This is a genomic window from Sinorhizobium garamanticum (assembly GCF_029892065.1).
In the GTDB taxonomy this organism is placed as follows: domain Bacteria; phylum Pseudomonadota; class Alphaproteobacteria; order Rhizobiales; family Rhizobiaceae; genus Sinorhizobium; species Sinorhizobium garamanticum.
Window position 1 is genome coordinate 509,798 of record NZ_CP120373.1, and the last position, 11,679, is coordinate 521,476.

8 protein-coding genes and 1 tRNA gene are annotated in these 11,679 nt (G+C 62.1%); 3 read left to right on the forward strand and 6 right to left on the reverse strand.

Annotation, left to right across the window (positions count from 1 at the left end; genetic code table 11):
- Positions 1-43 precede the first annotated feature (43 nt).
- From PZN02_RS02530 to PZN02_RS02540, 3 genes are all read right to left on the reverse strand, one after another.
- Complete coding sequence (locus PZN02_RS02530) at positions 44-1,105, reverse strand: M48 family metallopeptidase (protein WP_280660065.1); 1,062 nt, start codon at positions 1,103-1,105, stop codon at positions 44-46.
- A complete protein-coding gene (locus tag PZN02_RS02535) occupies positions 1,095-2,216 on the reverse strand; it encodes a YjgN family protein (RefSeq protein ID WP_280660066.1) in 1,122 nt (373 codons plus the stop codon). Before PZN02_RS02535 ends, PZN02_RS02530 begins: the two co-directional genes overlap by 11 nt.
- A gap of 234 nt (positions 2,217-2,450) precedes the next feature.
- Positions 2,451-3,947: a CoA-acylating methylmalonate-semialdehyde dehydrogenase gene (locus tag PZN02_RS02540; protein WP_280660067.1), complete on the reverse strand. Its 1,497-nt coding sequence runs from the start codon at positions 3,945-3,947 to the stop codon at positions 2,451-2,453.
- 114 nt (positions 3,948-4,061) lie between these two features.
- Between PZN02_RS02540 and PZN02_RS02545 the strand changes: the two genes are divergently transcribed.
- Entirely contained in the window at positions 4,062-4,943 is an 882-nt protein-coding gene (locus PZN02_RS02545) for a LysR family transcriptional regulator (protein ID WP_280660068.1), read from the forward strand.
- A gap of 123 nt (positions 4,944-5,066) precedes the next feature.
- Here the strand turns inward: PZN02_RS02545 and PZN02_RS02550 are convergent, their stop codons facing one another.
- The 3 genes from PZN02_RS02550 to PZN02_RS02560 all read right to left on the reverse strand — a co-directional run bounded on the left by PZN02_RS02550 (position 5,067) and on the right by PZN02_RS02560 (position 6,202).
- Positions 5,067-5,339, reverse strand: coding sequence for a hypothetical protein (locus PZN02_RS02550; protein ID WP_280660069.1), 273 nt, complete (start codon positions 5,337-5,339; stop codon positions 5,067-5,069).
- Between the two features lie 88 nt (positions 5,340-5,427).
- Positions 5,428-5,504, reverse strand: a tRNA-His gene (locus tag PZN02_RS02555).
- Between the two features lie 248 nt (positions 5,505-5,752).
- On the reverse strand, positions 5,753-6,202 hold the full coding sequence (locus PZN02_RS02560) for a phasin (RefSeq protein ID WP_280660070.1): 450 nt from the start codon (positions 6,200-6,202) through the stop codon (positions 5,753-5,755).
- Positions 6,203-6,431: 229 nt separating this feature from the next.
- Here PZN02_RS02560 and PZN02_RS02565 point away from each other — a divergent pair, with 229 nt between their 5' ends.
- The gene (locus tag PZN02_RS02565; protein WP_280660071.1) at positions 6,432-9,857 is read left to right on the forward strand and encodes a PAS domain S-box protein; all 3,426 of its coding nucleotides are present in this window, start codon (positions 6,432-6,434) and stop codon (positions 9,855-9,857) included.
- 93 nt (positions 9,858-9,950) lie between these two features.
- Positions 9,951-11,633 (forward strand): ABC transporter permease, encoded by a 1,683-nt coding sequence (locus PZN02_RS02570; RefSeq protein ID WP_280660072.1) that lies wholly within the window; start codon positions 9,951-9,953, stop codon positions 11,631-11,633.
- Positions 11,634-11,679 lie beyond the last annotated feature (46 nt).

Below are 11,679 nucleotides of genomic sequence, written 5' to 3' on the forward strand. Positions count from 1 at the left end.
GCTGTTTTCGTTTCGGCCAATCAGACGGGCGCCACGCAGCCTTCTATCTGTTCGGATTGCGCAGTTCCGCAATCATGTCCAGGATCGCCTTGCGCCGCTCCGGGGTTCCGGGATGGGTGGAGAAGATGCTCGTTTCGGAATGGTCGTCGAGCTTGGCTTCGAGCAGTTCGAAGAAGCGGGCGATCGCGGTCGGATCGAGTCCGGCCTTCATCATCAACTCGACGGAATGCCTGTCCGCCTCGGCCTCGGCCGAGCGGGAGTAGGAAAGCGACAAGAGGCCGCCGCCCTGCACGAGAACGTCCTCGGCTCCCGACCCGATATCGCCGGCAATTAGCATGATGAGCGCGGCAACGCCGGCGGCGCGATAGATCTGCCTGAGACTATGCTTGTGCTCGACATGGCCGATCTCGTGCGCCAGCACGCCGACGATCATCTCCGTGTCGTCGCCCGCGAGTTCGACAAGTTCATCGGTGAGGATCAGCGTTCCGTCCGGAAGCGCGAAGGCATTGGGGCCGACCGCGCCGCCCTTGCGGAAGTTGAGCGTGTAGCCCGCCTCTCCGCCGCTGGACTCAGCCACGATGCGACGGAACCCGTCGAGGATCCGGCCGCGCCGCGCCTCGTCGAGTTTCGATTCGCCGAGCAACGTCTGATCCATCGTCTCGAGCGTGCTCGCCGACATGATGCGCGGAACGATCGGCGGCGTGACGGCGACGGCAACCTCTACCAGGGCCGGCAGGGCAAGGCGATAGATCAGCGCGCCAAGGAGGATCGTTGCGGCGACGAAGGCGATGAGCCGCGGATGGAACCGCTCCAGCCGGTGGACGATCCCCTCGCGGGCGCAGCCCTTGCCGGCGAGGAACCGGTCGATCGCGTCGTTGTCGACGGTCTCGAAGAGCGAACCGTCGGGAAAGGTGATCCGACGCGGTATGCGACCGACCCGCGACGAGATCTCGATCGAGGACAGGCTGCCGCCCGCGAGTTCGGCACCGGTTTCGTCGCGCACGGCGAGGCGCCCTGCACGTTCGAGGAGACTTGCGGGCAGCGAGCGGCTCGATCCCCGAGGGTGCCACTCGCCATGTGCAATGGCCGGGCCGTCAGAAGCCAAAGTCGAAACCTTCTATATCCATGAACTCGGCGCCGACCGCCGAGCCCTCCGCTTCGATCGCGGACAGTATCTCGCCGACATTGCCGTCGAAGCGGACGGCCGTGTGTTCGTTGACGTAGCGCGCCATCCGAACCGCGGCCCAGGGCCGCATCAGGCCAAGTGTAACAAGCGTGACGACGAAGTTCGAGACCGCGATCCAGGTGTAGCGCAGGCGCGAGAGATCGCTGAGCAGCCTGTGCCTGCCGTCGAAGGTGGTGGCGGACCAGGCGACGTTACGAACCCCGGCGCGGTATACAAGGCCCGCCACGCCGAAGATCGACAGGATCAGGACGTAGCCGAGCACTATCAGCAGTGTAAGCGACGCCTGCATCTCCACCATCTCGGCGAAATCGGGGTTCTCGATCGCCGTGGCAATAAGTGCGCTGTTGAGGGCGACGACAAAACCGACGATCAGAAACCCGAGCACGATGATTGCCGCCGAGATCGCCCAGTTCCTGTAGATCTGCCCGACGGACGGATCGGTCGCAAAGGCTTTCCGCCCGTAGCGCAGGTTGTTGCCGATATAGCGATACGACCAGCGGCTGGCGAGCGGCGCGAGAATTCCGAGCGTCAAGGCTGCGAGAACCGGGCCGACAATGAAGGCGACAAAGGCGCCGCCGGCGCGGCCGACGAAGTCGAAGCGGACGTTGCGGTAGCTCGTCACCCGCGCACTGAAGCGCAGCCCCCGGGCAAGGAGCCAGGGCACGAAGAACAGCAGCAACACGCTGAGCGCTATGCCGACGAGCGGCACGAATGTCAGCATGACATTGTAGAGGACCAGGTAGGCGAAGACGATCAGGCGCCCGATCAGGATCTGCCACCCCCTCGCGTGATATTCGAAAGCGCGGCCGAGAAGAACGGTGTTGCCGTAGAAATAGCGATTGCGGCGGACCTTGGCCCAGGCGGAATAAATGCCGAGGGTGAGGATCGTCAGCAGGATGTTGACGACCCAGATCCCGAAATATTCGCTGGCGCTGCCACTGAAGGAAAGGCGCTGGAAGTCTCGGTCCGCCGAGCGCCCGAAGCTGCCCTGCCCCACAGTCTGCGCCGATAACGGCTCTGCCAAAGTCATGATACCCCCCTACGAACCGACGCCTCCCGGCCTTAGAAGGGAGGGCTTCCTGCCAACCGAAACCGGGCCGCCATCATCCCCAAAACGGCCGTCCATGAATGAGTGATGCGAATCTTCAAGGAATCGCATCACGCGCGACTGACGTTAGTTGTACCGCCACACCCGATGCAACAAAAAAGGGCCTCCCGAAGGAGGCCCAGAGGGGAGGATCCCAGATGGGACGATTTGCGTTCCTCACTTCATCGTCGGGATGGAGAACTCGGCGCCATCCTTGATGCCGGACGGCCAACGGGAGGTGATGGTCTTCGTCTTGGTCCAGAACTTGAACGAGTCGGTTCCATGCTGGTTGAGATCGCCGAAGGACGAGGACTTCCAGCCCCCGAAGGAGTGATAGGCGAGCGGAACCGGGATCGGAACATTGACGCCGACCATGCCGATGTTGATGCGTGAGGCGAAGTCGCGCGCCGCATCGCCGTCGCGGGTGTAGATCGCGACACCGTTGCCGTATTCGTGCTTCATTGGCAGGGACAGCGCTTCCTCGTAGTTCTTTGCACGCACGACCGACAGAACCGGTCCGAAGATCTCCGTCTTGTAGATGTCCATGTCCGGCGTCACGTGGTCAAACAGGCAGCCGCCGATGAAATGGCCGTTCTCATAGCCCTGCAGCTTGAAGTCGCGGCCGTCGACGACGAGCTTCGCGCCCTGCGCGATGCCGCTTTCGATCAGGCTCCTGATACGCTGTTCGGCCTCCTTGGTGACGACCGGGCCCATGTCGGCCTTCTCGTCGGTATAGGGACCGACGCGCAGGCTCTCGACCATCGGCACCAGCTTGTCGATCAGCCGGTTTGCGGTTTCCTCGCCGACCGGGACGGCAACCGAGATCGCCATGCAGCGCTCGCCAGCCGATCCGTAGCCGGCACCGATCAGCGCATTGGCGGCCTGGTCGAGATCGGCATCCGGCATGATGACCATGTGGTTCTTGGCACCGCCGAAGCACTGGGCGCGCTTGCCGTTCATCGCCGCGGTACCGTAGACATAGCGGGCGATCGGCGTCGAGCCGACGAAGGAAACGGCGGAAATATCCGGGTGCGTCAGGATCGCGTCGACCGCGCCCTTGTCGCCATTGACCACGTTGAGCACACCAACAGGCAGGCCGGCCTCGATCATCAGTTCGGCGAGCCGGATCGGCACGGACGGGTCACGCTCCGAGGGCTTCAGGATGAAGGCGTTGCCGCAGGCGATCGCCGGGGCGAACATCCACATCGGGATCATCGCCGGGAAGTTGAAGGGGGTAATGCCGGCACCAATGCCGACGGCCTGGCGGATCGAATACATGTCGATGCCCGGACCGGCGCCCTCGGTGAATTCGCTCTTCTGGAGATGCGGAACGCCGATGACGAATTCGCAAACCTCAAGGCCACGAACGATGTCGCCCTTGGCGTCTTCGATCGTCTTGCCATGCTCGCGCGAGAGCGTCTCGGCCAGCTCGTCCATGTTTTCGTTGAGGAGCTGGACGAATTTCATGAAAACGCGAGCGCGGCGCTGCGGATTGGTGGCAGCCCACTTCGGCTGTGCGGCCTTCGCGCTTTCGACCGCTGCGGCGAGTTCGGCGTCGCTTGCAAGCGCCACGGTCCCCTGAACCTCACCGGTCGCGGGGTTGAAGATGTTGCTGGTACGGCCGCTTTTGCCGGCAACACGCTTGCCATCGATGAAATGTCCGATTTCGTACATCGAATGCTCCTCCTGATCTTGATTGTGGTCCCATGATCGCACTACGATTTGAACAATTCAATTTCCGATATTCAGGAACCGTTGTGCAGAAACTAAAGCCCATGGAGCTGCGGCATGGACTGGGACGATGTCAGAGTGTTTCTCGCGGTGGCGCGAACGGGGCAAATTCTCGCCGCCTCGAAGCGGCTCGGCATCAATCACGCCACCCTCAGTCGCCGGGTGACGGCGCTTGAGGAAGCACTCAAAACGAGACTTCTTGTCCGGCGCCCGAACGGCTGCGAGTTGACCGCCGAGGGCGAAGTCTTCCTTGCCGCAGCCGAACGCATGGAAACCGAAATGCTCGCGGCCCAGTCGCAGATCGGCCGGATCGACACGGCGATTGCCGGCACGGTGCGTATCGGCGCACCGGACGGTTTCGGCGTCTCCTTCCTCGCGCCGCGCCTCGGGGCGTTGACCGCGCGCTATCCGGAACTCAAGCTGCAGCTCGTTCCGGTCCCACGTTCCTTTTCTCTGTCGCAGCGCGAAGCCGACATCGCGATCACCATCGAGCGCCCGGAACAGGGACGTCTCGTTTCGTCCAAGCTGACTGATTATACACTGGGGCTTTACGCATCGGCAGATTATCTTGCCCGCTATGGTACGCCGCTAACGATCGACGATCTCAAGGACCATCGCCGCATCGGCTATGTCGAAGACCTGATCTTCACGCCCTCGCTCAATTTCTCCGCCGAAATCATGCGAAGCTGGGATGCTTCCTTCGAGATTTCCAGCGCCACGGGACAGACGGAAGCGGTCCGCTCCAGCGCCGGGATCGGCATTCTGCACAACTACATTGCCCGCCAGGTTCCCGAGCTCGAACGCATCCTGCAGGATACCACCATCAGGCGGGCCTACTGGACGACCTATCACGAAAGCGCGCGCGATCTGGTGCGCGTGCGCACGGTCGTCTCGTTTTTACAGGAACTGGTGACGGCGGAGCATCAGATCTTCGTGTGAGTGTGTGGGGAAGGGTCGCAAGTTTGAAAACGACTGGGCCGGAAAAATCAAATGGGATTGGTGCCGCCCGGGCCATCTGACTGCCGCTTCCACCAGCGCGCCTCGAAACGAAATAAAAAGGTTTCAGCGCGCCCCGCGGTCCTCCGATTGGTGCGATATTTCGCCATCGGACCGCGTAGCCGACGAGCGCCCCTCGTCGAAATCCAGCGCGAAGAAGCGATTTTTCGTCAATCCGTATGCCCAACCAGCCCAGACAAAAAGCATGGACACGACAAGCCATTCGGGTGGCTCAAACAAATAGGCGAAAAGCGCTATACCCAAACCGACGGCAGTGGTAAGCGCGATCCCTCGCCCCCAAAGAGCGAAGACGCGCTCATTGTGTATTTCGTCGGCCATATCACTGTATCCTTCAACAAATTCTCCGTGCGCCGCAATCACAACGGGCACGTTCGGACGAAGACTACAATCGAATTATTGAAGAAAATGGTACGGTTGGGTGGTCTCGAACCACCGACCTCAGGTGCCACAAACCTGCGCTCTAACCAACTGAGCTACAACCGCACACGGATGCGACATGTGTCGCTTGGCGGCTCACATACGGGCACTGCCGCTGATTTGCAAGCCTTAACTTGCGATTATCCTGCAAAAAGACCGGATGGCAAGCCACCCGGTCTTTCTGATGATGTGAGGCGCTGCGATCTACAGCGCCGCGCGTCTCTTGAGATGCGCAAAGGTCACTGTAGCACTTGGAATCGCTGCATGATTTGTCCTCAAATTGATTCCGCTTTGAGGAATCATGCAGTAGCCGATCAGGCCTTCTTGAAGCTCGACATTGCCTTTTCGGCGGCGTCCTTGCCCGGCTTGGCAACGTTTTCGGCGACCTTCTTCGTCGCTTCCTGCATGGTCTTCGCCTGCTCGACGGCAAGCTCGGCCTGCTTGCGGATGAAGGTGGTCTGGAGTTCGACCAGCTCCGAAAGCGACCTCACGCCGAGCAGCGCTTCCATGTGCGACAGGGAATTCTCGGCATTGGTACGCAGAGCGTCGATGGCCTTGAGACCGAGTTCGACAGTACCGGTCTGAGCGTTTTCAAGCGTCGCTTCGACGGTCTTGGTCGCTTCTTCGGCAGCGGTCTTCATCTTGGCATAGGCTTCCTTCGACTGCGCGGCGCCCTTTTCGGCGAACTCGCGGAAGCCGTCGGCAAACTTGGCCGGCTCGAAGGAGGAGAGGGAAAATGCATCGTCGGTCTTCTTGGTAGCCATGGTAAGCGCTCCTAAGTTTGGCCCTCTTCAGAGGCACCGGTTTGTTGATGCCCATCCTATAATCGATTTCGTTGTGCGTTGCAACAAAATTGTGCATCGCACAAATCCCGACCTATTAACCTTGCGCGGCAAAAGGCGTTGCCGACGCCGCGCCTTTGCTGGACCCTCGCAGATGGGCCGGGTATTAATAGACTGTTAACGCGCAAGCGATCCGTCAATAGGCCTGCCCATGCCCGAGAGACAGTATCCTTTCATCGACATTGCCGTGCATGCACGGGTGCGCGATCATTTCGCCAAAGGGGATGCGTCCGTCCTGTTTTCGAGGGATCTCGGCCGCGTATTGTGGGCCAATGACCAGGGCGCGAGCCTGTTCGGCAGCGCATCCGTCTACGATTTCATCGATGCCGCTCTCGATCCGAACGATCTCTCGCTTCGTCAGTTGCGTACAGCAGCAACGCAGCTCTCAGCCGTCGGCGACCGCCGGCAACTGCTGGTTCGGATATCCTCCGGCTTCCGGCGCTTGCCCTTGAATGCTTCCGTGGAACTCATCCGCATCCGCCCGGGTGAGGACGCGGTACTCTTCACCACCCCTCATAACGGGAAGGCACTGACAACCGAGGAGCGGGCCGCCCGCATGATCGCAGGGCTCGACGGACCGGACACGCATATGGCCGTGCTCGACGGCGACGGCGCGATCCTTGCGCAGTCTTCCGGGTTCGATGAACTGGGTCTGTCCGAGGACGTTCGCCGCACACTCGTCTCGGATGTCGCGCGCGACAGGGATCGGCTGATCAAGCGCCCGGTCCTGACCAGCAAGGGCGAACTCCCGGCCGCCGTCGGCAAGATATCCGACCTTCCGGCCTTGCACCTTCTGTTCGCCGTGGAAGCCGTCTTTGAGGATCTCGATTCCGAAGCGGCATCGGAAGGAACAGACGACGATCTACCCTCGTCGGTAGAAAGTGTCGACCAACCTGCCGCCGACGAACTGCCGGCGATGGAGGATCAGCCTCGCCAGGAAGTCCCGGACACCGCGTCATCGCTGGCGGATGCGGAGCAAGATGCGACCGCCGGTGCGGGCCTGGACGATCAAGGTGAATTGACCCTTGCGCCCGAAACGACATCGGCGCCCGCGGAGCCTGCCATTCCCGATGAGCCGACCTCAGCAATCGAGCCAGCCGCGGGAACCGCAGGGCAAAGCGATACCGACGAGACCGATGGCCGCGGCTTTGCCTTCACGCCCGGCGGTCGCGCCGTCCGCTTCGTGTGGAAAATAGACGCAGAGGGACGTTTCAGCGAGATCTCGGAGGAGTTTGCCTCGGCCGTAGGCCCCAACGCTGCTGACGTAATCGGCGAGACATTTGCCGATCTCGCTCAGCGCTATGATCTCGACCCCGACAATCGGATCAACGAGCTCCTGCGCCGGCGCGACACCTGGTCGGGCAAAACGATTCTTTGGCCGGTCGAGGGAACGAGCCTGAAGGTACCCGTCGACCTCGCCGCGCTTCCCACCTATTCGCGGTCCCGAGAATTCGACGGCTTCCGCGGCTTCGGCATCGTCCGGGTCGCAGACGCGGTCATCGACGAGAAGGCCAGCGGAATGGAACTCGGTCGCACCACCGAGCCTCGGCAGGGTTCGGCTGCCCCGCCCCCGAAGAGCGAGGACGAGGCCACCGCTCAAGAAGAGCGGACGGAGACCGGAGCAGAACCCGACGTCGCGCCCGCCGACCAGTCGCCCGGTCGCGATGGGGAATGGGTGGACTTTGACACCGCGGCAACGGAGCCGGCCGAGCCAGAAGATCCCTTCCACGGCGAGCGTCCGGCACTGCGCGTCGCCGAGACATCCGAGCGCGCATCGTCCGACAAGATCGTGGAACTCGATCTGCGCAGGCCGGGGACGGCCGGGACGCTGACGCGAGGCGAACAAGCCGCCTTTCGCGAAATTGCGAGACAACTCGGTGAACATTTCGTAACACCCCCGGAGAGCGAGGACATCGAGGAACCGGCCTCCGCATCCACGCCTACAAAGGAGGCGCCCTCGAGCGCCGTATCCGACGCCGAAGCCGCGGACGAAACGAAAACAACCGTCGAGCAGGGTAAAGGGGCGCCTTCAGCCGACGATGAAGCACCTTCGACCTCGCGCACGCCCGTCGGCATGAGCAGCGAGATCCTCGACCGCCTGCCTGTCGGCCTTCTCGTCCACTATGGCGACGAGCTGCTGCATGCCAATCCGGAATTCCTGCAACTGACGGGATATGACGACCTCGAAAGCCTGTCGCGGGAAGGCGGCCTCGACGCGCTCTTCGCCCACGCCGACGATATCGCCGACAAGCAGCCGAACGAGCAGCCGAACGAGCAGCCGGACGGAACGATGACGCTGATCCGCCGGAACGGCCAGCTTACATCGGTGAACGCTCATCTTCATTCGATCCGATGGGAGGGCAAAAGCGCGCTCATGCTCGCACTGGCACCGGTGAGCGGAAGCGAAGACGCACAAACAACGCGTGACAGCGATGCGGCGGCAAGCGAAGCAAGCCGCCTGCGGATGGAAATCGACGAACTTCGCTCCATTCTGGAGACGGCGACCGACGGAGTCGTCATCCTCGGGCAGGAAGGCGACGTGCGCACGATGAACGGCTCGGCAAGTGCACTCTTCAATTACGACGAAGACGAGATCCGCGGGAAGCCCTTCGCCGCACTCTTCGCCCATGAGAGCCAGAGGGCGGTGCTCGACTATCTGCAGGGTCTCTCCGGCCATGGCGTGGCAAGCGTGCTCAATGACGGCCGCGAAGTGATCGGCCGCGAGGCGAACGGAGGCTTCATCCCGTTGTTCATGACCATCGGGCGGCTTTCGTCGTCCAACGGCTACTGTGCCGTCATCCGCGACATCACGCAGTGGAAGCGGACCGAGGAGGAACTGCGCAATGCAAAGCGCGCCGCGGAAACTGCCAACGCGCACAAGACCGAATTCCTGGCGAGGGTGAGCCACGAGATCCGCACGCCGCTGAACGCCATCATCGGTTTTTCCGACATGATGGCGAGCGAGCATTTCGGCCCGGTCGGGCATCCCCGTTACATCGAATATGCCGGGGATATCGGCCGCTCCGGCAGGCACGTCCTCGACATCGTCAACGATCTGCTCGACATCTCGAAGATCGAAGCCGGCGAGATGGACCTCGATTTCAGTGCCGTCGACATCAACGATGCGGTGTCTGAAGCCGTGTCGCTGGTGCAGCCACAGGCCAACAGCCAGCGCGTGATCATCCGCACTTCGCTCTCGGGATCCGTTCCGACGGTCGTCGCGGACGGCCGATCCATCAAGCAGATTGCGCTCAATATTCTGGCGAACGCCATCCGCTTTACCCCGTCCGGCGGCCAGATCGTCGTGTCGACGTCCTACGAGGCGAACGGAAGCGTCATCCTGCGGATCCGCGACACCGGGATCGGCATGACGCGCAGCGAGCTCGACCAGGCGATGAAACCCTTCCGTCAGGTAACCACCGGCGGGCGCAAGCGCGGCGACGGTACCGGCCTCGGCCTGCCGCTGACCAAGGCAATGACCGAGGCGAACCGCGCGCAGTTCTCGATCAATTCCACGCCGAACGAAGGCACGCTCGTCGAAATTTCCTTCCCATCGCAACGCGTCTTGGCGAACTGAGGACGAATGCTGTAATGAAATGTTGACCCGCGGGAACCAGTTTGCAGGTTCCGGCCAGTCGTCACGTTGCCGCTTCGCCTCGGAACCGATCGTTTGCAGTCCACATCCAAAAGCCTCAGAAGACGCTATGCCCGTACCGGGACGGGCCTTAGTCATCCGTTGCTCGCGATCTGGGCTGTGCTCGCCTCGGCGATCGTGCTGATGCCGATGCTCGCCATTGGCTGGCTTGCGGTTTCCGGCGGCAGCGCCGATTGGCCGCATCTTATCGAGAATGTCATCCCGCGCGCGACCGGACGGACGCTGCTGCTCGTCGCGCTCACGGGTGCGGCAACAGCTTTTATCGGTATCCTGACTGCATGGCTGGTGGCGAGTTGCGAGTTTCCGCTACGCCGCTTCCTTTCCGCCGCGCTCGTGCTGCCGCTTGCGATACCTGCCTACCTTGCGGCTTATGCCTTCGGCGAACTTCTCACCTTCACCGGTCCGGTCCAGGGGCTGATCCGGCTCATCTTCGGTTTCCAGACGAGCCGAGACTACTGGTTCCCGGATGTGCGCTCGCTCGGCGGCGCGGTGCTCGTGCTGAGCTCGGTGCTCTATCCTTATATCTACCTCGCCTGCCGCTCGATGTTCCTGATGCAGGGGCGCGCGGCCGCAGATGTGGCGCGTACGCTCGGCGCCGGGCCGCTCAAGGTGTTTTTCCGGATCCAGATCCCGATGGCGCGGCCCGCGATCATGATCGGCCTGACGCTTGTCGCCATGGAAACGCTGAACGATATCGGAGCGGTCGAATTCCTGGGCGTCCAGACCCTGACCTTCTCGATTTTCGATACCTGGCTTAACCGCGGCAGCCTGGCCGGCGCGGCACAGATCGCCTGTATCATGCTGCTCTTTGTGGTGGCCCTGATGATGGTCGAACGCGCCGCCCGTCGCAGACAGCGCTTCTCCAGCCAGAAGACAACGGCCGCCGTCCACGATCTTGCCAGGCTTACACTGTCGGGCTGGAAAAAATGGGCAGCAACGACCGCCTGCCTTTTGCCGGTGCTCTCCGGCTTCGCCGTCCCCTTCTTTATTCTCGGAAATTACGCGCTGAAACGCCTGGATCAGTTTTTGGCGCCGCGCCTCCTGAGTGCGCTCTTGCACAGCATTCTGGTTTCCGGCCTGACAGCGCTCGTCGCGGTGCTTCTGGGATTTGTGCTTGCCTACGCCGCCCGCACCGGGCGTTCGCGCACCACGGAAGCAGCCGGCCGATTGGCCTCCTTCGGCTACGGCGTGCCCGGTACGGTTCTCGCGATCGGCGTGCTCTTTCCGCTAGCAGCACTCGACAACGCCGTCGATGCGCAGATCAGAGGTACGTTCGGAATTTCGACCGGCCTCCTGATGAGCGGCACCGGCTTTGCCATCGTCTACGCCTGCACAGTCCGCTTCCTGACGATGGCGGAAGGCACGCTCGAAGCCGGTTTCCAGAAACTGTCGCCGCATCTCGACATGGCGGCACGCGCGCTCGGACGCACGAGCGGCCAGACGCTGCGAACTGTCCTGCTGCCGATGATGCGGCCGGCCGTGCTGACGGCGGCGCTGCTCGTTTTCATCGAGACGATGAAGGAACTCTCGGCAACCATCATGCTGAGACCCTTCAACTTCAACACGCTTGCCACTCTGGTCTACGAGGACGCCTCGCGCGCCAAGGTCGAAGACGCCTCCGTCGCGGCGATGATCATCGTCATCGCCGGCATGATCCCGGTGATCCTAGTGTCGAGATCGCTGGAACGCCGTCCCTAGAGCAGCTCCAGGAAAAGTGTCCAACGGTTTTCCGTCCGGAGTTGCG

Coding starts and splice junctions, on each gene's coding strand:
- PZN02_RS02535 (WP_280660066.1), bottom strand. CDS start 2,216: ATGACTTTGGCAGAGCCGTTATCGGCGCAGACTGTGGGGCAGGGCAGC.
- PZN02_RS02540 (WP_280660067.1), bottom strand. CDS start 3,947: ATGTACGAAATCGGACATTTCATCGATGGCAAGCGTGTTGCCGGCAAA.
- PZN02_RS02545 (WP_280660068.1), top strand. CDS start 4,062: ATGGACTGGGACGATGTCAGAGTGTTTCTCGCGGTGGCGCGAACGGGG.
- PZN02_RS02550 (WP_280660069.1), bottom strand. CDS start 5,339: ATGGCCGACGAAATACACAATGAGCGCGTCTTCGCTCTTTGGGGGCGA.
- PZN02_RS02560 (WP_280660070.1), bottom strand. CDS start 6,202: ATGGCTACCAAGAAGACCGACGATGCATTTTCCCTCTCCTCCTTCGAG.
- PZN02_RS02565 (WP_280660071.1), top strand. CDS start 6,432: ATGCCCGAGAGACAGTATCCTTTCATCGACATTGCCGTGCATGCACGG.